Below are 22,805 nucleotides of genomic sequence, written 5' to 3'. Positions count from 1 at the left end.
GATACCGGCACCTTTCCAGTTTCGACGAGGACGCAGGACGTGTCATGGAAGCATCCGCTCGCCATGCCGAACTACGCCACGGATCGCAGGGTCATCGATTTGCCCGCCGATAAGATGCTTTTGGCTTATCGGAAGATCGCCCAGGGTTGGGGCGGGTCTGACGCTCGATCGCGATATGCCGCGCCTTGATGGTTCTCCGGTATCTCTACCTGCCAAAACCCGCGGAAAGAACAGACATCCCGCTCCAGGCTTGCATGTGCAGCCCGCTCAGGCCGGCAGGCCGGCGCGTTCCAGCGCCTTCCTCCATTTGCGGATGTTCGTTTCACCGCGGATCGGAAAGAACGTCAGCAGGTTTGATGAGCGGAGCGACGGGTCGCGACGCGTGATCTCGGCCATTGCACTTCTTGCACCTTCGATGTCGCCGCTACCAGCGCGACTGGCGGCAAGCGCGCACCAGGCAATCAGGACTTGGGGGTTGCCCACGACGGCGGCCTCTGCCCAGTCCACGGCCTCGACTGTCCGACCTGCCGTAAACAAGGCGCAGGCGGTGCCGGCCTGCATCATCATGAACTGCGGATCATGAGGGCTGAGGCGCATCGCGCGCGCGAAATGCTCTATCGCCGTCTCGCTCAGCCCGAGCCAGACGTGCATCCATCCCGAGAACACCCAGCCCCAGGCAAGGTTCGGGTTCAAGGCCAGCGCGCGCTCCGTCAGTCGAACGCCCTGCTCGGGCTGCCCCGCGACATACCCCAACCCCAGCCCGGCCACGGCCAAAACCAGCGCGTCGTCAGGCGCGATGTTGGCGGCGAGCCGGGCGAGCCTGAGGGCGTCCGCCGTTTCCGCCGCGACGTCGATCATCCAGCCGGAAGCCTTTCGCTGGGAATAGCACCGAACCTTCATCACATGCGCCGCAGCGAATCCGGGATCGAGTTCGGTGGCGGTGCTGAAGTGGTGGATCGCGCGATCACAAGACTCTTTCGACCAGCGATGCATCTCAGGCAGGCCGCGCAGGTAGTGGTCATACGCATCAAGGCTCGTGGTCGGCTTGCGCGACGACCGCGCGACTTCCGCCGCCTCCAGTCTTGGCAGAAGGGTCCCTGCAACGCGCGCCGCGATGCGGTCCTGGAGTGCGAAGATGTCGGTCATCGTTTCGTTGAATGTCTCGGACCACAAGACCGTGCCGGCACTGGCATCGGTCAGCTTGACGTTTATCCGCACTGCCCTGTCGTCGCGCTGCGTGCTGCCCTGGACCAGGTAGCGCGCTCCAAGCGCCTGTCGGGCCTCGGCGGGCGCCCGGTCCGCACCGAGCGTGAAGCTGGAACTTCGGGCGATCAGGTCTATGCCCCGCACCCGGCTCAGCGCGGTAATGATCTCCTCGGCAATGCCCTCGGCAAACCATGTCTCCCCACCCAAAAGCGTTCGAAACGGCAGTACGGCGACCGTGGGACGCGTCGATCCCTCTGCCGGGTCATTCACAAAGGGCAAGCCTGCTCCTCGTGCGTGGATCTCTTGAAACAGGCGCGTCGTCTCCGCGTCTGGCGCCACGTCGAGCGCTGCCATCAGCCGTTTCGCGAAGTCGTGGTAGGCAGTCATCGCCTGGGCCCTATCCCCCGCCGCCTCGAGCCCGCGCATCAATAGCCTGCAGGCGCGCTCGCTCTGCGGATCAAGGCGCAGCGCACGCCTGGCGGCGGCGACGGCCTTTTCAGGATCATGGCTCTCGGCCACCAAGGTCAGGTATCGAGCGCTGGCATCATCAAGGGATTGCCGCAGACGCGCGGCCAATCCCGCACGCCAATCCTCGAAACCCGGTTCGTCGACCGTCAACCCCTCCAACAGGTCGCCGCCCCAAAGGCCAAGCGCACGATCCAGTGCCGCTTCCTCGTCTGATGCGGACAGCGTCTCGAACTCTGCGATATCCAGCCAGTAAGCCGCGGAACCTGCGCACACCGCCTCACGCCCCGCCTCCAGCATCTCCGCGCCCGACCCAAGCGCATGCCGAAGACGTCCGAGCGCGTGCTTCAGGCTGTCACGCGCACGTGCCTCGGCGCTTTCCCCCCAAAGCAGCCCGGCCAGCCACTCGCGCTGGTGGGGTTTGTCTGGCTCGGCAGCAAGGAAAGCGAGCAGCGCGCGATCCTTCTGGCCCGCAAGGTCAACCGACAGACCCGCGACATTCAAGGCGAAACCGCCGAGCAGCCTGATCTCCACCATGGCCATGCATGCGCTCCCTCTTGCACCAAGAGTAGACCGCGGAGGGTCGATGAAGAAGCGTCTTGCTCGATTCCCGCTGAATTCCCGTCGCCGGTCCCGCTTCGCTCCCGCAGCGCCATGCACTCTTGATCATCGCAAGAAAGGAGATAGCCCCATGCCACGCCATACCCCGCGCTTGACCTCAGGCCTGCTGCCCCACCAGATCGCCGCGTTCGGCGCACAAGTCCCTGGCGAAGAAAAGGCGTTCCGCGCCGCGAATGCCACCTACCGCGCAATCCGTTTTCTGGAGCTCGCGCTGAGCCTGCGCTGGCTCGGTCCGCTCAGGTCGCGGCGCGGCTCTTCGCGCACGCTTGGCGCGATGAAGAAAAACGTCCTGTGATTCCCGCATCTCGCTGTTTTCGGCATTGTCACCACGGTTGCGCCGCCACCCCTTCCCGCCAAGGCCCAGGTAGGGGTGACTGGCGCCGGGACCCACGCGAAAGATGCCGCGATCAAGGATCGCGTTCCCGTGCTGCAAGCCTGGATCGACCGTTTCGGAGCCTGTCCGCGCGCGGCAAACGCGCGGCAGCGAAACGTCCTGATCCGCGAAGGAGCAACGAAGCCAGCCGGCTTGCCCGCCGCGCATTCGATGCACGCGATCGCCGTTGTCAGAAGTGACATGCGCTTCGGCCGCGAGATCAAGATCCAATCGAACCGATACAATTCAGACAAATGGCGGACAGATGACCCAGGCTTCGCTATCATCGAACCTGGATCTGAATCGAGTGCCAAGGTCATCGATGTCCAAGCAACCAAGCCCTCTCGCAACCACATCATGGCTTGCCAGTCATCTGGATGATGCAGACCTCTGCATCATCGACGCCTGCTGGAAATTCCGCGATGAGCAAGGCCAGGCAGTCGCCTATGACGACGATGAGGACTTCATCCGCGAACATATTCCTGGCGCCGTTTACGTTGGCATGGTTTCCGACCTGTCCGACCCGGACAATCCCGTGCCCGACATGATCGCGAAACCCGAGGCTTTCGCGAAGATCATGAGCCGCTTGGGCGTAACAAATGACTCGCACGTCATCGTCTACGACGGATCCGGGCTTCCGCTGGCCGCTGCAAGACTCTGGTGGGCTCTGTCCTACTATGGTCACGACAGGGTGCAGGTCCTTGACGGCGGACTGCAGCAGTGGAAGCTCGAAAACCGTCCTCTGGCGAGCGGCTACACTCAGCCGAAATTCACAGACTTCCAAGTTAACGTGCGTCCGGAATGGATCGCCCAGAAGTCCGATGTGATTGCTTCGCTGGACGACCCTGCAGTCGATCTGGTCGACTGTTTACCCACCAACCTGTTTCGAGGCGATGGCAAGCATACCTGGGGCGGTCGTTCCGGTCATATCCCAGGTGCGATCAACATTCCCGCTATCTCGAACATGGATCCCGCGCTTGCTCTGACATCTTACGAGGAACGCGCGAGGAGACTGTCGGAACGAGGCTCGTTTCGTTTTGCCGATCAGCATGTTCTCCTGGCCCACTATCTGAGCAAGGGACTGTCGACGGACAGAGAGGTCATTGCCTATTGTGGGCGCGGCCTGGCGGCATCTTGCGGTCTTCTTGCCCTTCGCTCGCTGGGTTTCAACAACTGCCGGCTTTACGATGGTTCTTGGGCCGAGTGGAGCGAAGATGAAGAGTTGCCCATCGAAACATCTTGAACATTAGGCCTGTGCTTGATCCTGCCAAGCGCCGCATGGCGTCGGTCACCTAAGCGGACGCCAGGATTTAGCGTCAACTCGAGCTTCGGAATGCGCGTGTCATTGCAGGCGGCATCGCCGCCTCGCACAAGGCGGTCTGAAGGCCTGGCAAAGCAGCGGAATGGCTCGGCGATCACCTTGACCGTGAACTGGGACCGTGAACTGGCAGGTCACGCCTTTCAACATGGTCGCGCTCGGCGACCTGGGTCCCGCGTTCTGCTTGGCGGACCTCATCGCGCCCAAGGATGCACGGCAACAAATCGCGCGCCCGAGGTTGCGAAGGCAGTGATCCTTTCTGGCCTGCATGGTCGGCCTTCGGACAATAAACCATGCTCCGCCCCGCGATGCGTGCGGCGCTTACATATTGATCACCTTTGATGCGGATGGCCTTTTTCTTGGGCGCAGGGCGTTTGCCTCCCTCAGACACTTTAGTGCCGCGTGATGTTCGTACTTCCATCTGCCAAGAAGAACGCAGTCAGCCGCATGGGAGTTCGATATCAACGCGTTGTCAGACATTTCCGCTCGGCGGATCGGCACCATTCAGCCCAGGGCCGTTGGCGAGGTGCGCCTTTCCATCGAGCGGCACGAAGACGGGCTGGTGCGTCTCGGAACCCTGCGGCAGTCCGGTTCGCTGAAGGTGCTGCTTCCGCATCCAAGGGCAAGCGGCATTGACGCAGTGCTTCTGAACACGGCTGGCGGCATCACCGGCGGCGACCGGTTCACGATCAGCGCGTGGGCGGGGGCTGGAACGGAGCTGACGCTGACGACGCAGGCGGCCGAGCGCGCCTATCGCGCGCAGCCCGACGAGATTGCCGAGGTGGAAACGCGCCTTTGTGTCGAAAGCGGCGCCCGCCTGAACTGGCTGCCGCAGGAAACCATCCTTTTCGACCGCTGCGCGCTGCGGCGCTTGTTGCGGATCAACCTTGCAAGCGATGCGCGCCTGCTGATGGTGGAACCCCTGATCTTCGGGCGCGCCGCGATGGGCGAGATCCTGACGGCGGTTCGTTTCCAGGACCGGATACAGATTTGGCGCGCCACCAAGCCGCTTTTCCTTGATGGCATCGATCTGTGCGGAGACGTTGCCGAGCTGATGGCGCGCACGGCAATTGGCGCGGGTTCGGGCGCGATGGCGGTGGTCGTCTACCTCGGTCCGGACGCGTCCGGCCATCTGGCTGCGGTCAGAAACGAACTGCCGGTGACCGGCGGCGCATCCCTCAAGGCCGATGACCTTCTGGTCCTGCGCGTCCTTGCGCCCGACGGCTTTCTGCTGCGGCGCGCCCTTTTGCCCATTCTCGACCGCCTGACCAAGGGCGGCCTGCCGACCGTTTGGAGCCTTTGAGCCATGCACCTGACCCCGCGCGAAAAAGACAAACTCCTTGTCGCCATGGCTGCCGAAGTCGCCCGCAAGCGCCTGGCGCGCGGCGTGAAGCTGAACCACCCCGAAGCCATCGCATTGATCACCGACGCCGTGGTCGAGGGCGCCCGCGACGGCAGGTCTGTCGCGGACATGATGGAGGCGGGTGCGGCCGTCGTCACCCGCGCGCAGTGCATGGAGGGCGTGCCGGAGATGATCCGAGAGATTCAGGTCGAGGCGACCTTTCCCGACGGAACCAAGCTTGTCACGGTCCACGATCCGATCCGCTAAAAACATAAGGAGCCACACAATGAGAAGAGCCGCGCTGACGCTCATTTCCGTTCTGCCAGCCAGCGAGGCGCTGGCAGATCCCGGTGGTCACGTGCATCCGCATGGGAGCGAGATCTGGTTCGCGGTTTTGGGCGCTGCGGCCGCACTTGGCGCCGTGGGGCTGATCCGCGTGGCCTCAGCAGCCTTGGCCAGGGCCAAGGCCGGAAAATGATCCCGGGCGAAATCATACCGGGCGCCGGCACCTTGATGCTGAATGCCGGGTGCACGCCGATCACGCTGATCGTCGCCAATACCGGGGATCGTCCCGTTCAGGTCGGCAGCCACTACCATTTCGCAGAAACCAACCCCGCGCTCGACTTCGACCGAAAGGCAGCGCGCGGAATGCGGCTGGATATTCCTGCCGGGACGGCGGTGCGGTTCGAGCCCGGCCAGCGCCGCGAGGTGCAGTTGATCCAGATCGCCGGCGCGCGCCGCATCTTCGGCTTCAACCAGAACGTCATGGGGGAGCTCTGACATGCCTCGCGAGATTGGCCGCGCCGCATACGCCGCGATGTACGGACCCACTGTCGGCGATCGCGTAAGGCTTGCCGATACCGAGCTTTTCATCGAGGTCGAACACGACCTTACGACATATGGCGAAGAGGTGAAGTTCGGTGGTGGCAAGGTCATCCGCGACGGTATGGGCCAAAGCCAGGCGTCCAGATCAGAGGGCGCCGTCGACACGGTGATCACGAATGCACTCATCGTTGACCACAGCGGCATCTACAAGGCCGACGTCGGGCTGAGGAACGGGCGCATCCACAAGATTGGCAAGGCGGGCAACCCCGACACCCAGCCCGGCGTCGACATCGTTGTCGGGCCCGGCACCGAGGTCATCGCGGGAGAGGGCCGGATCCTGACGGCAGGCGGGTTTGACAGCCACATCCACTTCATTTGCCCGCAACAGGTCGAGGATGCGCTCCACTCGGGCATCACGACGATGCTCGGCGGCGGCACGGGCCCGGCCCACGGAACCCTTGCCACGACCTGCACTCCGGGGCCGTGGCATATCGGGCGGATGCTTCAGGCGGTCGACGGGCTGGCCATGAACATCGGAATCTCGGGCAAGGGCAACGCTTCGCTTCCCGGCGCGCTGGTTGAGATGGTGGCGGCCGGCGCCTGCGCGATGAAGCTGCACGAAGACTGGGGCACGACACCCGCGGCCATCGACTGCTGCCTGTCGGTCGCCGACGACATGGACGTTCAGGTGATGATCCACACCGACACGCTCAATGAGTCGGGCTTCGTCGAGAACACGGTCGCCGCGATCAAGGGCCGCACGATCCACGCCTTTCACACCGAGGGCGCGGGCGGAGGTCACGCGCCCGACATCATCAAGATCTGCGGCGACGCCAATGTGCTGCCGTCGTCGACCAATCCCACGCGCCCCTTCACCGTCAACACGATCGAAGAGCATCTCGACATGCTCATGGTCTGCCACCATCTCGACAAGTCGATACCCGAGGACGTGGCCTTTGCCGAAAGCCGCATCCGGCGTGAGACCATCGCGGCCGAGGATATCCTGCACGACATGGGCGCATTCTCGATCATCGCTTCGGACAGCCAGGCGATGGGGCGCGTGGGCGAGGTGATCATCCGTACATGGCAAACGGCGGACAAGATGAAGAAGCAGCGTGGCAGGCTGCCGGAAGAGACGGGTCAGAACGACAATTTCCGCGTCCGGCGTTATATCGCGAAGTACACGATCAACCCCGCCGTCGCACACGGAGTGTCGCGCGAAATCGGGTCGGTTCAGGAGGGAAAACGCGCGGACCTCGTGCTGTGGGCTCCCGCCTTCTTCGGCGTCAAGCCAGAGATGGTGCTGATGTCTGGCACCATCGTCTGTGCCCAGATGGGCGACCCCAATGCCTCGATCCCGACGCCGCAGCCGGTCTATTCCCGGCCGATGTGGGGCGCCTTTGGCCGCTCGGTCGAGCGGACCGCCGTTACCTTCGTCTCGGCGGCGGCAGAGGCAGCGGGGATCAGACAGGAACTCGGCCTTGCAAAGGATGTGGTCGCAGTCCGAAACACGCGCTCGATCGGGAAGGCCAACATGCTTTTGAACAGCGCGCTTCCAAAGATGGAGGTCGATGCCGAAACCTATGAAGTGCGTGCCGACGGCGAACTTCTAACGTGTCAGCCGGCCGAAGTCCTGCCCATGGCGCAACGCTATTTCCTGTTCTGAGGTCAAGACATGCTAGAGATTCCCGTTGCCCAAACCGTCGATCGCCAGTGCAAGCATGGCGGGCTGGCGCTGACCTGCACTCTCGACTACGCGGCGCGTTTCCTCAGGCGCAAGCGTCTCCTGACCGATTGCGGTCTGGCTTTCCTGGTTGATCTGCCGCAGACCACATCGCTGGATGGCGGTGATGCGCTTGTGCTGTCCGATGGGCGGCATGTCGCAATTCTTGCGGCCAACGAGGACCTGCTTGAGGTTTGCGGCAACCTTCCCCGGCTCGCCTGGCACATCGGAAACCGCCACACGCCCTGCCAGGTGGAAAGCGACCGGCTGCTCATCCAGCACGATCCGGTGATCGCCCACATGCTCGAACACCTGGGCGCGACGGTTCGCCCCACGCGCGCGGCCTTCACGCCTGAGGGCGGCGCCTATGGTCACGGCCGCACCCACGCGCATGAGCACGGCCATACCGCCCATGCGCACTGAGGACGCGCTCATCCTCGCGCAATGGTTGTCACCCGCATTTCCGGTGGGCGCGTTCGCCTATTCCCACGGTTTGGAAACCGCTGTGCAGGACGGCGTCGTGTGGAACGGCGGGACGCTTCAAGCCTGGTTGGAGGATGTTCTGTGGCATGGGACCGGGGCCAACGACGCGATTCTGGTCGCGGCGGCCTACACTGCCCGGAACGAAGATGAACTGGACCTTGCCGATGCTTCCGCCCGCGCCTTCGCCGCATCGGCAGAGCGGTTGCGGGAGGGCCTGTTGATGGGGAGCGCCTTCACCGCGACGGTCCTGGCAAGCCACGGGATCACCTTGCCGGACCTTGTCTATCCCGTCGCACTCGGCCGCGCGGCGCGGCTCGCGAAACTGCCGCTGGAACCGGTTCAGGCGATGTATCTGCAGGCCTTCGTCTCGAACATCGTATCCGCCGCCGTGCGCCTGATCCCTCTTGGACAGACCGAAGGGCAGGCGGTTCTCGGGCGCCTCGCACCACAATGTGGAAAGGTTGCGGCCAAGGTGCGCGGCCGCGGATTGGACGACCTTGGCGGCACGGCGTTCCTGTCCGATGTCGCGGCCATGCGGCACGAAACCCTGAACATAAGGCTTTTCCGATCATGACCACACTCAACGGCCCCTTGCGGATTGGGATCGGCGGACCAGTCGGCGCCGGCAAGACGACACTGACAGCGTCGCTCGCGCGCAGGCTCTACCCGGCGCTTTCGATCGGCGTCATTACCAACGACATCTATACCCAAGAGGACGCCGAGGCGCTGACACGAATGCAGGTGCTGCCCGCGGACCGCATTATCGGAGTCGAGACCGGCGGCTGCCCGCATACCGCGATCCGCGAGGATGCCTCGATCAACCTCGCCGCCATCGCAGAGATGCGGACCAGACACCCGGAGGTCGAGATCGTTCTGATTGAAAGCGGCGGCGACAACCTGTCGGCCACCTTCAGCCCGGAACTCGCGGACGTCACCATCTACGTCATAGACGTCGCCGCGGGCGAGGAGATCCCGCGGAAGGGCGGTCCGGCGATCACGAAATCAGACCTTCTTGTCATCAACAAAACCGATCTCGCCCCTCATGTCGGCGCTTCGCTCGAGGTGATGGAACGGGACGCGACGCGAATGCGCAACGGTCGCCCCCACGTGTTTGCGTCCCTTCGCTCCGGCAAGGGGATTGAAGAGATCGCCGCGCACCTTGGCAGAGTTGGCGGATTCCAACTTCCAGCGGCCGGGGTCTTGGCTGAATAGGCCGCAACCATTCATGGCAGACTTCGTTCCAGGCGCGCGGCCAGGACGCGCGGAGAATGAACGCACTGTGCACTTCATGCAATCACCGCGAACGGCAAGGAGCCGACGTTCAATCAGCGGCACTTCCCCCTCGGCACCGGGAGCTATCGGTCACAGCGATCGATCGTCATTTCGACCATTTGGGTCAGCTTCTGAACAAGGCGCCGGCGGAGCGTTTGGGGGATGCACTGCGGGCTTGGAGGATGCACTGCGGATCCCGAAGAAGGAACTTTCCGGGAAACTGGCGGGCAAGGTGTTTCATTCCTGCCGCCACTGCGTCGCCAGAACCCTCGGGCGGGCGCCCAGGACAACGTCTGGAACAACTCCTTGCCCGGCTGAACAGATTTCCGCCTATGTCACCAAGCACTTCGCGCCATTTCCTGCGCAAAGTTTTCAAATTTCACCCCTTCCATTGATAGGCATCTGCGCCGATCACATGTTATCATGGATTGGTCTGCCGATGGCCCGGTTGGCCTGAGTGGATTGGCCACCCTTGTCCTTTGCGCGTGTGAAAGCGCAAAAAAGGTCGCGACAAGGAATTCCTACGGCTTGAGGCACGTCGCTCTGCGTCGTGCGCAACTTGGGTCGATCCAAAGGCTAATAGATGGCCACGGATCTTGCGCGAACGAGGGAGAAACCGGACCCAACCAAAGGAGCAGTTAAATGAGGAAAGGGTTTCAATTCACTATTCTCGCAACGTGTTTGTTGGTTGCCGCTTGCGGCGACACAACGAGCGAGCAGGCACTCTATGGCGCTGGCGCAGGCGCAGCCGGGGCCGCGATTCTGGACGGCAACGTATTGACAGGCGCGGCGGTCGGTGCGGCAGCCAACGTCATTTATTGTCAAGAGCATCCTTACAAGTGCTGATGCTGATCCGGAAATTGCGTGCGATCAACTTCGCCCCCTGAACTGCCCACAAAGAAGCCTGAGACCGAGCGGGCAATCGTCGAGGCCAACCAACACCTTTCGTCGTGCCCGCCGAGGGTCAGATCGTCGCCCAAGGCGAGCTGGATCGCAACATGAACTCCACGCACGCCGAAAACACGCAGTTTCCCCCTGACGGTACTGCAGAGGCCAAGCAATGACAGGGGATCGCGACTCCTGACGCAGATCGGAGACCGAGAATATTCCTCCCTGCGACAGGGTCGCGGACCCGACCCTGCCCGCGCTTGCGCATTCAGGGTCGGTCGCACCGTCACTCGATCCTGGATACGAGGTGATCTGCGAAGGCGGCGATCATGGCGTCATAGTATTCCTGGCTGTCGGTGGTTATCGCCGTGAAATCCGTTCCGGGCAGGAAGAAGGGTCCGGCCTGTTCGAACGTGACCGTGAGTTCGTAGCTGTCAAAGGCGGTGTTGTCGCTTTCATGGCTGACATTGACCGTCCCGGCCAGCTTGGAGTCAGCCGCGCCAACTGCAGAGTCCCAGCTGCTGGCAAGCGAGACTTCGTCGATGTCGACGGCGATCTTCGCGCCTTCCTCGTTTTCCCCGACAAGCCTGTCGGTCAGGCGTGCGACGATGGCGTTTTCCAGATCGGACGCGATTTCGCTCCAGTGTGCGGCCGCCTTTGCGTTCTCGACGGCATCGAGATCGACGTCGACCTCGACTTCCTTGACCATTGTCTGGGCGATGGCCGGGCCGCCAAGGCTTGCCGCCGCAGCGATGCATACGGTGATGAGAAACTTACGGTACATGAGAGGTACCTCCTCTTGATCTGTGGACATGTTTTCGAAAATGGACGGCGCGGTCGCATGATCCGGGGGCGAGATCCGCGCCGCGCCGTCCCTGCCGGCAACCGGGTTCGGGTGCCCCGGCGGGCGGGGCTTCCGACGCTGTTCCGCTCATGCGTGGCGGAGATCAATTGCCGACAGAGCCTGTGGCCGGCTCCGTCGTTGCGGCACCGTCCTCAAGTTTCTGCTGAATTTGCTCGGTCTCAGCCTCATATTGCTGTTCCGCCGCAGTCTTGAATTCCGGCGCGGCTTCCAGCTCTTCGCGCGTTGCGCCGAGCGTCAGTCGGATGGTGCCAAACTCGGGATCGGTCGTAAGGCTGAGCGCATCCATCTTGACCGCCACATCCTTCTCGCCAAGGCCGAGGAAGCCACCAACGCCGATCACCACGCCCTCGACGCTTCCATCGAGCTTGATGATCAGGTCGTTGATGTCGCCGACCGGCGCGGCAGGCGCCTCGGCCGACTCTGTCGAGGGTTCGACCATTGCCGCTGCCGGATCCTGTGCCATTGTGGGATCCTGCGCCGTTGTCGTCGCCGACTGGTCGGCGGTCTGCGCGGCGATCGTGTTGGGAAGGGCCGCGAGAAGACCGACCAGAATGAACTGTTTCGTATGAGCCAACATGGGTCATCTCCTGCGCTAGGTTCTGGGTGACCGCCCCCTTGTCGAAGGGGCGCGGTCTGCCTGAAAACGCCCCTCGGTTCAGCCGGTTCCCCGCCCCATCGCCGATCGGCCATAGTTTGCCCATGCTGGTGACAAGCTGCCGACCCGACCCGCCTCAGTCCCCCTTCTTGCCGAGCTCAACGAGAGGTGAGAACCCGCCCATGATCAGGCGCTTGCCGTCGAACGGCATCGGGTTCTTTTGTGGGTCCATCCGAGGATCGGCCTTTTCCGGGTTCTGCATCCACTCGGACATCTTCGCGTGGGCGGCATCCCGAGTGGCCTTGTCCGGCCATTCGATCCAGGAGAAGACGACCGTTTCATCTTCCGTCGCCTGCACGGCCTTGCGGAAGTCGGTCATCTTGCCATCGGGGACATCGTCACCCCAGCACTCGACAACGCGTACGGCACCAAGGTCTATGAACACGCTGTCGCCTTTCGTGGCGTGCTCGCTGAACCTGGTCTTGTTTCCACTGGGAACTGCGATGACGAAACCATCGATATAGCTCATGTCGGATCTCCTTCACTTGGTTTTTGCAACAGCCTCGAGCGTGGCGATGTCGATCTTCGTCATCTGCATCATCGCCTCGAACGCGCGTTTCGCCTTGGCTGGGTCGGTGTCCGTCGTCAGATCGAGAAGCAGTTTTGGCGTGATCTGCCAGGAAAAGCCCCACCGATCCTTGCACCAGCCGCAGGCACTTTCGACGCCGCCGTTGCCCACGATGGCGTTCCAGTAGCGATCAATCTCATCCTGGCTATCGGTGACGACCATAAAGCTCACGGCTTCGTTGGGCTTGAAGTTCGGCCCGCCGTTCAATCCGACAAAGCGGCGGCCGAGAACGGTGAACTCCACCGTCAATTCGGTACCCGCCTGCCCTCCGGGGAAGTCCGCCGGGGCGGCGTTTACCCGACCGACCTGGCTGTCGGGAAAGGTCCTCGCGTAGAACTCCGCCGCTTTCCTGGATTCGCCGTGGTCGAACCACAGGCACGTCACAAGGTCGCTCATGTTCGGTCACCTCGCTTTGCACGTGCAGCGCCGAAGCTCGTCCAAACGGCCCTCGGCGCCGCGTCAACACCTGCACTTGATGTGATGATCACAAGCGTCAAACACAACTTGGTCAGCGGAAATCCGCAACGATCAACGCCCTTTCGGGGTCCGCCGCGCCGCCCGGCCGGGTGACGGGCGACAACTGCACATCCTGCGTTGAGTTCTTCGGGCGTCCAGCGTCCCACCTGCGTCCTCATCTGCCTGGAATAGGGTCAGTTTTCGAGTGACGCCTTGGTTCGACCGACGACGCCGACAAGGTTCGGGACGGGATGTTGCCCCGTGCCGAACCCGCCACGCGGCTCAGCGGGATGCCTTTCGCTTCGCCCACACACGGAGGTCGATCACGACCTTCGCCGTCGCGATCAAAACCGATGCGCAGAGCACCCCCTTTGAGATCGTTTCCATCGTCCCTTCGACCAGCATGGCATGGACCGCACTTCCCACGACGATCACCACCGCGAGGGTTGTGTGGCCGACACGCCACAAACGCAGCCGCCGATGAAACCGCCTACGAAGCGCTACCAATAGCGCCGTGGCAAAGAGTGCCGACATTGCGGCAACGCCCCAGGAGGAGAACGGCGTCGGAGATGCAAAGAGAAGTGCGTCGATCACGTCCGGTGGGCTCGTGATAAAAAGGCCGGCGACGTGAAGCACCACCATCAACACAAGCATGCCGCCGGTCCAGCGATGCACGCGCCGTCCCCGATAAGCCCGCAGCCCCGGGAGGTACCCGCCTGCCAGCAAGGGCTGAAGCAGCATCAGCGCCATCGCAGCAACACCGGCAAACCCGGCGCCTATGTAGATCGGATCACGCCATGCGAGCAGCCGGCTGGTCGATGCCGCGTAGATCGGCAGACCAACGACCGTCACGATGGTTGCCCAGACCAGGATCGCGCGAACCAAGGACATGTCCTTCGCCACGGCCCGGTCAGATCGGTTGAAGGACGAAATGCGCCTCCAGGCTGGTGTCTTCAGCGCTCCGCATCACGGGACGGAGGAAGACGGTTTCAAACTCGCCGCTGTCATAGGCGAGATGGCCGTGCGGTTGTCCGAAGGCGGGCACGATCTGTGGCATCTCAAGGCGGAAGTCGCCATTCGCGTCGGTCAGAGTGGCACCATGGCTGTGTGGCTCACGCTCGTGCCCCTCGGTGGTATGCGCCCAGATCTGGATCCGCTGACCCGCAAGCGGGGCACCGTCACCCGCGCGCCGCACTGTGCCATACATCCAAAAGCCGCCGCCGCCGATCCGATCTACTATCGGCGCGCCGGGAAGGTAGTTGTTGGATCCACCTCGCATGGTGCGCGTCGGTGCAAGTCCTCCCGCACGGACGGGCGCGGGAAGGCCCGACCGACCCGCAGCCACGACAAGACCGCCAGCGACGAGAAGCGTGCGGCGGCTGAGTAGGACGGAACTCATGGCGATCTCCCATCGTGCGTGCGCTTGCTCGTCCGAAGTTGGGGACCACAAGCCTTGCAACGAATTATAGGACTTTTGCGGCCAAAGCCCAAGAAAGGCGGGAAAACGAACGATGAATCGCGGCCACAATTTCGTGATGGCGGTCTCCGGATCTCACAGCCTTTCCCGGCCCATTGTCGCCACAGCCCACAGTCCATGGTGGCTCTGACCCGGGATTTCGAAGGCGTCATTTGCTGCGCGAAACACAGCAAACGACTTTCAGCGCAGGCGAAAGCCGCTGTTCGCCGTTGGTTTCATCGCCAGCAGTCGCCCACACTTCGCAAATCGGAACTCCGATGTGGATCGCCTGCATACCAGATGATCTGGCTCGCCCCCAAGCTCATCCCGTTCTGAATTGCGAACCCAATCGCGAACATCCACGCGTTAGGACAGGTCCGGATCCGGTATCAGATCGGCCGCGATGGGGCCGACGATGCAGTTCCACCCTGGCGTGGGCGAAGGAAAGCGCGCCCTTCCAGAAACCATCAAATCGGTGCACGGCCTGGATGGGTCAAGTCGGCTTCGCCCGATCGGCCATGGTGGACACCGGGTGGCGCGGTGGCTGGGCAAAAACTTCGCGCACGAAAGCGGCAAAGGCGGCGCGGCGCGCCTCGCGGCGGGCGCGGATCACCTCGCGCTCATGGGCGGTCGCCGCGGTGTGGGCGGCAGAGGGGTATTTCATCAGATCGGTGTTGAATGGGACCATCATGGCTTATCTCCCTAGCTGATGATCCAAGCTTGCGCTGCACAGCATCCTTTCGCTCGAGGGGAAGCATTGGAAAACCCTGTGATCCGCTTGGGATTTTGCTGGGGACGCAGGGCGAAACTTTGGTAGCATCCAAGGCATGGAACACCGTTTCGCCGATTGCGTCCTGGACGATGCGCGCCTGACATTGATGCGGGACGGCGCGCCGGTCGCGGTAGAGCCCAAGGTGTTTGACCTCATCCATCTTCTCGTGCGCAATGCAGGCGACCTGGTCACGCGCGACCAAATGATCGAAGAGGTCTGGCAGGGCCGCATCATATCGGAAAGCGCGATTTCCGCCTGCATCGCCGCCGCGCGGCGGGCACTGGGCGACGACGGCAAGACGCAGGCGGTCATACGCACCGTGGCTCGGCGCGGCCTTATGCTGGTGGCCGATGTGTCTGCGCCATCGCTTGAGGCCCCTGCAAACGAACCTTCGAGCGCCATCGTCCAGCGCGTGCGATACATCAAGGGAACGGAAGGCGAAAGCATCGCTTACGCGGTCAACGGGAACGGGCCTCCGCTGTTGCGTGTCGACGCACCGGCCTGGGACATCGAGACGGAGTGGAATTCCCGCTACTGGCGCGATGCAACGCAAGCGCTGGCGCAGTCCTATCGCCTTGCCCGCTTTACCAGGCGCGATTTCAAGAAAGCGGGCACCGGTGCGCCATGCATCGACCACGATGCAATGGCTGAGGAAATCGGCCTGGTGGCGGATGCCGTGGGGTTCGACCGCTTCGCCCTGTTTTCGCAATCGGGCGGCGTCCACGCGGCCCTGCGCTTCGCGGTTCGCCATCCGACACGCGTCAGCCGGCTTGTGATCGCAGGCGGCTACGTCGAGGGCCGATCCAGACGCAGTGGAACGGATGTGTCCAGCGACGCCTTTCGCCGCCTCATAACCGAAGGATGGCGCGCAGAAGCGGACGGCATCGGCGCTGCATTCATGCTGGCCTATCTGCCCGAAGGACCGCTGGACGCCATCATGGCCGCGGCACGGAATTTTCAGGGTTCGGTCTCGAAGGAAACCGAACTGGCCCTGCGCGATGCCATCAACACGGTGGACAATACCGCGCTTTTGCCACTTGTACGCTGCCCGACCCTCATCGTTCACGCGCGCCACGATGCGGTTCATCCCCTGTCAGAAGCCCGCAAGATGGCTGCCGCCATCCCCGATGCCGAACTGGTCGTGCTTGAGACGGCCAATCACCTTCCGTTGCCCGGCAATCCGGCATGGGATGTCTTCCTTGCGACCTTTCATGATTTCATGGGTGCCGAGCGATAGTCCCAAGCGCTGCAAGATCGCGGGGGCAAAAGCCCCGGCTGGATCAGCGACTCCTATACCGCGGTTGCCCAGAACAGGTGCGCCGTCTGCGGCATGATCAGGTCGTCTCCTCTCTGGAAGCGGGAGAGATGTTCCAGAATGGCCTCAACGACTTCGGTGATCGCAACTTCCCCGGCTTGCCTTAGTGCAGGTTCATTTGGCGAAGCCAGAAGTTCATTTCGCACGGCCCTTGCTGAGAACGGCATTTTCCGGTCCACACGCAGCTGCGTCGGCGCCGGACATTCAAAACCAGCCTGTTCGACCAACGCGCGTATCAGCACCCCGTCGTTCCACATGAACGGCTCCACGGCCTTTCTTGCGGCCGTGTCATCGAGATGGCGGCCCAGAACATCGGAAACGATCTGGAAAAATTGCGGAACTGCCGCCCAGCACGTCACGCACAGGTTCGCGCCATTCCTCGATACACGCCGGATTTCCGCCAGAGCGGTCGCTTGATCGGGGAAGAACTGCAATCCCTGTTGGCAGAAAGCGACGTCGAAGGCGGCGTCCTTGAACGGCATGTCGTCGACCGAGGCCACGACGAATTCGCATGAACGACTGCCGGCCGGCATGTTCCGGCGCGCGACCTCGATCATCGCTGGATTGATATCCACGCTGACAATGTGGCTTGGACCGACAAGCCGATGCGCGATCTCACGCGTGATGATGCCGGTGCCACACGCAACGTCAAGCACATGGCCGGATCAGGGCAACTGGAGGGAGTCCAAGGTCGCTCGGGCCAGCGGAGCGAAAATGGCGGGCACTTTTTGTTCTTCGTAGGTTTCGGCCGCGCGCGACGAAAGCTGATAGGTGTTTTCTTTCGCCATCCCGTTTTCCTCTCAGACCTCAGACTAGCATTGATCCGACAATCAGCCCAAGAACCCTTTGCTCCGGGGCAGGCCGTTGCAGATGTCGCACCCCCCGGCCTCGCCCTGCAGGATCACCACCTTCTGACGCTATCTGTTCCTGGTCTCCAGCCAGTGCAGCGCCGCGGCCGTGAAAAGCGGGCCGATCAGTTCGAAAACGACCGTCGAGGCGATGGTCAGGGCCATCACGACCGACGCCCACTGGGGAAACTCCTCGGCCGCGACCAGCGCCATGCCGACCGCCACTCCGGCTTGCGGCAGCAGCGCCGGACCGTAGGCGTGGCGCTGCGGACCCGAAACCCCGCCCAACGCCGCGCCCACCTCGCCGCCGATCAGCCGCGACAAGATGCGCAGCACGATGTAGGCAAAGCTGATCCAGCCGATCATCGCCAGTTCGCCGATGTCCAGCGACGCACCGGCAAGAAGGAAGAACAACAGCATGAACGGCCATTCGATATGTTCGATCTCGTTGAACGCATAGTCGTGGTGGCGGGCCAGATTGGCGATCAGCGCGCCGGTCAGGATGCCAGCGACCAGGAAGGAAACCTCGAGCCATAGCGCAAGCCCGGCAGTCAGAAGGACGATTCCGATAGCCTCCGCCTGCAGCGGTTCGCCGGGCTTCAAGCGCCCCGTCAGGAAGGCGCCCGGCACGCCGATGGCCAAGCTCAACAGAACGGCGCCGCCTAGTTCGGCCCCCGCCCCGCCAAGAACGCTTTCCAGACCGCCGCCCTGCCCCACAAGTGCAAGGCAGGCGCTGAAAGCAACGATGCCCCACACATCGTCGATGGCGACGATTCCGGTGATTGTCTCGGTAAATCCGCTGCGCGCGCCGGCCTGACGGATCCCATCTGCAATGGCGGCGGGATCCGTGGCGGTCGCAATGGCCCCAAGCAGCAGCGCCAAGCCGGGATCAAGACCGATCGCGCTCAGCCCGGCCCAGACCACCAGGAGTGTCGCGACGGTGATGGCGAGTGATATGGTCAGGATCGGCTTGCCGTGCCGCATCAGATTTTCGCGCGTCAGCTCGCCACCAAGAAGGAAGGCGACCATGGTCAACGCGACGACCGAGACAAGCTCAAACCAGCCCGACGCATCGTCGGGCAACAGGTTCAGACCCGACGGCCCGGCGAGGATGCCAAGTAGCAAAAGCATGGTGACCCGCGGCAAGCGCGTGAGCCGGCCGATCTGGTCTGCGACGAGCCCTGCCAGAAAGAGCACGCCAAGGGTGATCAGAAGCAGTTCGTGGTCCACACCCGGGCCTGCCTTTATCGTTGGCTACCTCAGAAGATTCAGCCGTTCCATGTCTACGCCAAGTGGTCCGGCAAGGTCGGCGATGGCGTCGTAAAGCAGTTCCAGCGCATAGGGCGGATTGTGCGCGAAGTTCCCCGGATCTGCGGTGACGAGCTTCCAGTTGTAAGCCGCGCGCAGCATTCGCGGTGTCCACGCGTTGTAGACGACGGGACGGCCCTCGGCCTGATCGGCCATCGCGTCGCCATTCGCGTCAGCGAAGAAATAAGGGTGGCGGTTGCCGTCATAGACAAGCGGCACGCCCGCGATGTCTGCGGCGTATTCGCGGACCATGTCCAGCAACAGCGCCGCATTGTTGTCGATGTCCCGCTTGATCCCGACCGACGTATCGCCCGAGCCGTCGTAGCTTTGCCGCGAGATGCGGATATCTGAGGGTTCGGTGCCTTGGTGGCAGGTCAGGCAGGTTTCGAATTCCACCTTGAGGGAATGCGGGTCATGGCACGAATTGCAGGTCGATACCGGTCGCGCGTGGAAGAACCGCCCGGAGTAGGTTTGGCCCTCGTAGTGGAAGCCGGCCGCCGCGTAGCCGCCAAGCCAGGTCGCCGCCGCAGTGGCGTAGTGGGGATTGATGAAGCTCAGCTCCGGATCAGGCTGATCGTCGTTCTTGCCCGCGACCGCGTTCGCCACAGACACGCCTGCCGTGCGGCCCTGATGGCAGGTAAGGCAGGCGGCCTCGACCCCTTCGACCGGGTGCATCAGGCCGCTGGGGAAGGCGATTTCGTTCACCTTGGACAGGCCCGCGTTGTGGCAGGTGCCGCAGTCGACCACACCGCCGGTCGGGATTGGCTTGTCCGGAATGCCCGGCGCGCTTCCGTCCAGCCCGTGGAAGGCGCGAAAGCCCTCGCCTGAATGGCAGACGGCGCAGACAGGGCGGATCTCTTCGTCCGCGTCCCAATGCCGGAAAGCCTCGGCCGCCTGGTCGGCATGAGCGGACCGATACCAGTCTGTGATCGCCTGGCTGTTTTCAATCGCGATGTCCTCGGGATTGAAGGGGCCGGACTGGGGCAGGACATATGGCACCCCTGCATCAGGGGCGCCGCCTTCCTGCGAGATGCTGGGCGTGCTGGCGGCAAGGATGCCCCCCGCGACGATCGCGCCAACACCGATGACATGGACCGATAAGCGAACTTGCATTGCAATGGTACTCCGCGTTCAATTTTCCGCCTCTTCCAATCAAATGCAAGCATGTTACGGTTCGAAGGCGAATGTGCCGGACCGGCAACGTTGGTATTCGGGAGAGAAGATGCCAAACCTCGCCCTTGGCTCAGGGCTGTCGCCGCCATTCCCGTCCGCACCGCGCGCCGACGCGGAGATACGCCTCGAAATCACCGAGGAAGCGGGCGTCGTCGGGCCGCCGGGAGAACCGCTGCGCGTGGTGTCCCTGGCCGATGAGGGTGCCGTCGTCGCGCAAGGCGCGCCGGTCGCCAGGCTTCGGGACCACGCGGGGACCGCACTGGTTGCGCCGATGCCCGCACGGGTGGCACACGTCCGCATGCTGCCCGGACACCGACTGTCCGAAATCGTTCTGTTTCACGAAGCCGGCGGCGACCGTGTGGCGCACAAGCTTGCCGACGGCGGGTCGGTGCGGGGCTTGATGCAAGGTGCCGGGTTCTGGCCGCTGCTGGGCCGGCGGCCCTTCGGGGGAATGCCCGCCCCGGACGAGATCCCCAAGGCGATCGTGGTCATGGCCGCCGACACGCGCCCGCTGGCCGTCGATCCGAGGCTGGCGCTGGAGAACCGGCAGGAGTCATTTGCAAAAGGACTGGACGCGCTGGCGGGCCTGACCGAGGGGCCGGTCTTCGTCTGCCAGTCCCCGGGGCCGAAGCTGTTCGACGGTCGGCCCGGCGGTGACCGCTTGCGGGTCGTGAACTGCGGTCCGCGCCACCCGCAGGGGCTGCCGGGATTGCGCATCCACGATCTGTTCCCGGCCGGGATCGCCACCCCCGTCTGGGACATCCATGCCGAGGACGTGGCGGCCTTGGGCGAACTGCTGGACACCCAAATGGCGCCGGAAACGCGACTGGTTCACGTCGCCGGTCCGGCGCTGCGTGAAAGTCGCCTGCTGCGCACCCAGCCCGGCGCGGACCTGAGGGGGCTGACCTATCGCCTGGCCCTGCCCGGCGCGCACGACTTGCTGTCGGGTTCGCCGCTTGACGGCCGGCAGGCGCATTGGCTGGGCGCGCGCGATCGACAGGTCAGCGTGATGCCGCGCGAGAATGCGCCAGCGCGTCGGCACTGGCTTTGGGCCGCGATGGCCCGCTCCGCGCGGCCCGCGCCGGTCATACCCACGGCGGCCCTGACGCAAGCCTTCGGCGCAGCACTTCCCGCAACTGCGCTGGTGCGCGCGCTGACATCGGGTGACGATGAGGCCGCGATGGCGCTTGGCGTCCTGTCACTTCTGGAAGAGGACCTGGCGCTGGCCGACTATATCCTGGGTGGCCAGGCGCGACTTGCCGATCTGCTGCGGGGAATGCTTGACCGGATCGAAAAGGAGTTCGCGGCATGAGGCGCGGACTTTGGGACAGAGAGACGGTCGCCATCCTGCTTGTCGCGGCCTATCTTCCCCTCGCCCTGATCTGGATCTGGTTCGAAGGCGGCGACGCGGCGCTGTCCCTGCTGTTGATCCTGCTGATCCTGGCGATCTGGCAGCTTGTCTTTCTGCTGCTGCGCGCGCAGGCGCCGTCGCTTTCGGCGGTGGCGACCGCGCTTGCCATCGCGATGCTGGCGCCAAGGGAGCTTGGGCCGTTGCCCCTTATCCTTGGCGTCAGCTTCGGCGCAGTAATGGGCGAACTGGTGTTCGGCGGCTGGGGCCGGAATGTGGTGAACCCCTCAAGCGTCGCCCTGGCGTTCCTGGGCTTCGGCTTTCCCGGCTTTGACTGGCCAGAAATCCTGCTTCCCGTGGCCTGGGCGGCAATCCCCGCGGCCCTGATCGGCATTACCCTGGGCGTGATGCCGGGCCCCGTGATCCTTGGCGCCGCACTGGCGGGCGCCGGGGGGCTGGCCCTGGGACTTGACCTGGGCGAGGTTCTACCCGCCGCCTCGGTTGTGCTGGTGCTGCTGGTCGGCGATCCCGTGACCAGCGCCGCAACCGCGCTTGGCCGCTGGCTGAACGGGGTGGTCTACGCGCTGCTGGTGACGCTCTTCGCGACCGGCTGGTCCGGCGCGGCCCCGGTGCAAATCGCGGTGTCGGCGGCGCTGCTTGCGTCCCTTGCCGCGCCCTTGCTGGACGAGGCTGCCATCGCGCTCTGGCGGGCACAAAGAAGGAGGCGTCATGGCAGGCCCTGACCGCAACCCCTGGCGCCGATTTCTTGCCCTTCCGAACGAGAGCCGGACAAAGACGCTGATCGTCGCCTTCTTGGTCTCCGCGATCTGCGCGGCGCTGGTCAGCGGGGCGACCGTGATCCTGCGCCCGATCCAGGCCGCGAACCGCGCAGCCGAACAGCAGGCGCGGATCGAATCGCTCGTGCGCGGCATCCCCGGCATGTCGGCGCTTTTGGAACAATCCGGCGGAACGCTGTCGACCGTCGTCGTGAACCTTGAAACGGGCCGCGCGGCACGCGATGTGACGCCCGAAAGTCTTGCGGCCGCGCTGGACGATCCGGGGAACTGGTCGGCGCTCGACTCCGGCGGTGACATCGCCGGCCTGGGTCACCGCCCGGACTTCGCGCAGGTCTTCCTGCTGCGCGAGGGGGACCAGGTCTCGCTCGTGCTGCTGCCGATCGCGGGACAGGGCTACAACGGCCGGATCGAGGCGATCCTGGCGCTGCGCGGCGACATGAACACGGTCGCCGGCATCGCGGTGACACGCCATTCCGAAACGCCGGGCCTGGGCGGACGGATCGACGAGGCCTCCTGGCAGTCAAGCTGGCCGGGAACAGAAGTCCGGGACAGCGAAGGCACGATCCGCTTTTCCGTCGCCCGCGGGCCGGCCTCCACCAGTTACGAGGTCGACGGCATCACCGGCGCGACCCGCACCAGCAACGCGGTGACCCGCATGGTCCGGTTCTGGCTTGGGCCCGAGGGCTACGGCCCCCTGATTGAAGCCATCCGGCGGGGCGAGTTCTGAC

General features: G+C 63.8%; 28 protein-coding genes. 16 read left to right on the top strand and 12 right to left on the bottom strand.

The window, feature by feature from the left end:
- Positions 1-267: 267 nt before the first annotated feature.
- Positions 268-2,214 (bottom strand): BTAD domain-containing putative transcriptional regulator, encoded by a 1,947-nt coding sequence (locus OEW28_RS08695; protein ID WP_263734300.1) that lies wholly within the window; start codon positions 2,212-2,214, stop codon positions 268-270.
- A 43-nt stretch (positions 2,215-2,257) separates the two neighbouring features.
- Here OEW28_RS08695 and OEW28_RS08690 point away from each other — a divergent pair, with 43 nt between their 5' ends.
- The 12 genes from OEW28_RS08690 to OEW28_RS08635 all read left to right on the top strand — a co-directional run bounded on the left by OEW28_RS08690 (position 2,258) and on the right by OEW28_RS08635 (position 10,474).
- The gene (locus OEW28_RS08690; RefSeq protein ID WP_263734299.1) at positions 2,258-2,587 is read left to right on the top strand and encodes a hypothetical protein; all 330 of its coding nucleotides are present in this window, start codon (positions 2,258-2,260) and stop codon (positions 2,585-2,587) included.
- Positions 2,588-2,662: 75 nt separating this feature from the next.
- Positions 2,663-3,046 carry a hypothetical protein gene (locus OEW28_RS08685; RefSeq protein ID WP_263734298.1) on the top strand — a complete coding sequence of 128 codons (384 nt, stop codon included), beginning with the start codon at positions 2,663-2,665 and terminating at the stop codon, positions 3,044-3,046.
- Positions 2,988-3,908: a sulfurtransferase gene (locus OEW28_RS08680; RefSeq protein WP_263734297.1), complete on the top strand. Its 921-nt coding sequence runs from the start codon at positions 2,988-2,990 to the stop codon at positions 3,906-3,908. The genes OEW28_RS08685 and OEW28_RS08680 overlap by 59 nt, the downstream gene beginning before the upstream one ends.
- 544 nt (positions 3,909-4,452) lie before the next feature.
- Positions 4,453-5,286: an urease accessory protein UreD gene (locus tag OEW28_RS08675; protein ID WP_263734296.1), complete on the top strand. Its 834-nt coding sequence runs from the start codon at positions 4,453-4,455 to the stop codon at positions 5,284-5,286.
- Between the two features lie 3 nt (positions 5,287-5,289).
- A complete protein-coding gene (locus OEW28_RS08670; protein WP_263734295.1) occupies positions 5,290-5,592 on the top strand; it encodes an urease subunit gamma in 303 nt (100 codons plus the stop codon).
- A gap of 19 nt (positions 5,593-5,611) precedes the next feature.
- Positions 5,612-5,803, top strand: coding sequence for a hypothetical protein (locus OEW28_RS08665; protein ID WP_263734294.1), 192 nt, complete (start codon positions 5,612-5,614; stop codon positions 5,801-5,803).
- Positions 5,800-6,105: an urease subunit beta gene (locus OEW28_RS08660; RefSeq protein ID WP_263734293.1), complete on the top strand. Its 306-nt coding sequence runs from the start codon at positions 5,800-5,802 to the stop codon at positions 6,103-6,105. The genes OEW28_RS08665 and OEW28_RS08660 overlap by 4 nt, the downstream gene beginning before the upstream one ends.
- A 1-nt stretch (position 6,106) precedes the next feature.
- Positions 6,107-7,816, top strand: coding sequence for an urease subunit alpha (gene ureC, locus OEW28_RS08655; protein ID WP_263734292.1), 1,710 nt, complete (start codon positions 6,107-6,109; stop codon positions 7,814-7,816).
- Between the two features lie 9 nt (positions 7,817-7,825).
- Positions 7,826-8,296 carry an urease accessory protein UreE gene (locus OEW28_RS08650; RefSeq protein WP_263734291.1) on the top strand — a complete coding sequence of 157 codons (471 nt, stop codon included), beginning with the start codon at positions 7,826-7,828 and terminating at the stop codon, positions 8,294-8,296.
- Positions 8,286-8,930, top strand: a complete 645-nt coding sequence (locus OEW28_RS08645) for an urease accessory protein UreF (protein ID WP_263734290.1) — start codon at positions 8,286-8,288, stop codon at positions 8,928-8,930. Before OEW28_RS08650 ends, OEW28_RS08645 begins: the two co-directional genes overlap by 11 nt.
- Positions 8,927-9,568, top strand: a complete 642-nt coding sequence (gene ureG, locus OEW28_RS08640; RefSeq protein WP_263734289.1) for an urease accessory protein UreG — start codon at positions 8,927-8,929, stop codon at positions 9,566-9,568. The genes OEW28_RS08645 and ureG overlap by 4 nt, the downstream gene beginning before the upstream one ends.
- 702 nt (positions 9,569-10,270) lie before the next feature.
- Positions 10,271-10,474 carry a hypothetical protein gene (locus tag OEW28_RS08635; protein ID WP_263734288.1) on the top strand — a complete coding sequence of 68 codons (204 nt, stop codon included), beginning with the start codon at positions 10,271-10,273 and terminating at the stop codon, positions 10,472-10,474.
- Between the two features lie 328 nt (positions 10,475-10,802).
- On the opposite strand, the gene OEW28_RS08630 is transcribed toward OEW28_RS08635, so the two are convergent.
- The 7 genes from OEW28_RS08630 to OEW28_RS08600 form a co-directional block, all read right to left on the bottom strand.
- Entirely contained in the window at positions 10,803-11,300 is a 498-nt protein-coding gene (locus OEW28_RS08630; RefSeq protein WP_263734287.1) for a hypothetical protein, read from the bottom strand.
- Positions 11,301-11,463: 163 nt separating this feature from the next.
- Positions 11,464-11,958: a PRC-barrel domain-containing protein gene (locus OEW28_RS08625; RefSeq protein ID WP_263734286.1), complete on the bottom strand. Its 495-nt coding sequence runs from the start codon at positions 11,956-11,958 to the stop codon at positions 11,464-11,466.
- A gap of 154 nt (positions 11,959-12,112) precedes the next feature.
- Positions 12,113-12,505 carry a DUF1428 domain-containing protein gene (locus tag OEW28_RS08620; RefSeq protein ID WP_263734285.1) on the bottom strand — a complete coding sequence of 131 codons (393 nt, stop codon included), beginning with the start codon at positions 12,503-12,505 and terminating at the stop codon, positions 12,113-12,115.
- A gap of 12 nt (positions 12,506-12,517) precedes the next feature.
- The gene (locus OEW28_RS08615) at positions 12,518-13,000 is read right to left on the bottom strand and encodes a VOC family protein (protein WP_263734284.1); all 483 of its coding nucleotides are present in this window, start codon (positions 12,998-13,000) and stop codon (positions 12,518-12,520) included.
- Between the two features lie 342 nt (positions 13,001-13,342).
- A complete protein-coding gene (locus OEW28_RS08610; protein WP_263734283.1) occupies positions 13,343-13,963 on the bottom strand; it encodes a ferric reductase-like transmembrane domain-containing protein in 621 nt (206 codons plus the stop codon).
- A 7-nt stretch (positions 13,964-13,970) separates the two neighbouring features.
- Positions 13,971-14,459 (bottom strand): peptidase associated/transthyretin-like domain-containing protein, encoded by a 489-nt coding sequence (locus OEW28_RS08605; protein WP_263734282.1) that lies wholly within the window; start codon positions 14,457-14,459, stop codon positions 13,971-13,973.
- A 550-nt stretch (positions 14,460-15,009) separates the two neighbouring features.
- Positions 15,010-15,207, bottom strand: coding sequence for a hypothetical protein (locus OEW28_RS08600; RefSeq protein WP_263734281.1), 198 nt, complete (start codon positions 15,205-15,207; stop codon positions 15,010-15,012).
- 136 nt (positions 15,208-15,343) lie between these two features.
- On the opposite strand from OEW28_RS08600, the gene OEW28_RS08595 reads away from it, so the two are divergent.
- A complete protein-coding gene (locus OEW28_RS08595; RefSeq protein ID WP_263734280.1) occupies positions 15,344-16,525 on the top strand; it encodes an alpha/beta hydrolase in 1,182 nt (393 codons plus the stop codon).
- 53 nt (positions 16,526-16,578) lie between these two features.
- On the opposite strand, the gene OEW28_RS08590 is transcribed toward OEW28_RS08595, so the two are convergent.
- The 4 genes from OEW28_RS08590 to OEW28_RS08575 all read right to left on the bottom strand — a co-directional run bounded on the left by OEW28_RS08590 (position 16,579) and on the right by OEW28_RS08575 (position 19,872).
- Complete coding sequence (locus tag OEW28_RS08590; protein WP_263734279.1) at positions 16,579-17,259, bottom strand: class I SAM-dependent methyltransferase; 681 nt, start codon at positions 17,257-17,259, stop codon at positions 16,579-16,581.
- A gap of 9 nt (positions 17,260-17,268) precedes the next feature.
- Complete coding sequence (locus OEW28_RS08585; RefSeq protein WP_263734278.1) at positions 17,269-17,391, bottom strand: hypothetical protein; 123 nt, start codon at positions 17,389-17,391, stop codon at positions 17,269-17,271.
- A 129-nt stretch (positions 17,392-17,520) separates the two neighbouring features.
- Positions 17,521-18,681 carry a cation:proton antiporter gene (locus OEW28_RS08580; protein ID WP_263734277.1) on the bottom strand — a complete coding sequence of 387 codons (1,161 nt, stop codon included), beginning with the start codon at positions 18,679-18,681 and terminating at the stop codon, positions 17,521-17,523.
- Positions 18,682-18,705: 24 nt separating this feature from the next.
- The gene (locus tag OEW28_RS08575; protein WP_263734276.1) at positions 18,706-19,872 is read right to left on the bottom strand and encodes a cytochrome c3 family protein; all 1,167 of its coding nucleotides are present in this window, start codon (positions 19,870-19,872) and stop codon (positions 18,706-18,708) included.
- 109 nt (positions 19,873-19,981) lie between these two features.
- On the opposite strand from OEW28_RS08575, the gene OEW28_RS08570 reads away from it, so the two are divergent.
- From OEW28_RS08570 to OEW28_RS08560, 3 genes are read left to right on the top strand one after another with little or no spacing between them, the layout of a single operon-like run.
- The gene (locus tag OEW28_RS08570) at positions 19,982-21,244 is read left to right on the top strand and encodes a Na(+)-translocating NADH-quinone reductase subunit A (RefSeq protein WP_263734275.1); all 1,263 of its coding nucleotides are present in this window, start codon (positions 19,982-19,984) and stop codon (positions 21,242-21,244) included.
- Positions 21,241-22,023: an RnfABCDGE type electron transport complex subunit D gene (locus OEW28_RS08565; RefSeq protein WP_263734274.1), complete on the top strand. Its 783-nt coding sequence runs from the start codon at positions 21,241-21,243 to the stop codon at positions 22,021-22,023. Before OEW28_RS08570 ends, OEW28_RS08565 begins: the two co-directional genes overlap by 4 nt.
- A complete protein-coding gene (locus OEW28_RS08560) occupies positions 22,010-22,804 on the top strand; it encodes a Na+-translocating NADH-quinone reductase subunit C (protein WP_263734273.1) in 795 nt (264 codons plus the stop codon). Before OEW28_RS08565 ends, OEW28_RS08560 begins: the two co-directional genes overlap by 14 nt.
- Position 22,805: the final 1 nt, after the last annotated feature.

The sequence above is a fragment of the Albidovulum marisflavi genome (assembly GCF_025751435.1).
GTDB lineage: Bacteria > Pseudomonadota > Alphaproteobacteria > Rhodobacterales > Rhodobacteraceae > Albidovulum > Albidovulum marisflavi.
This window is presented reverse-complemented; position numbering and strand designations above follow the sequence as displayed.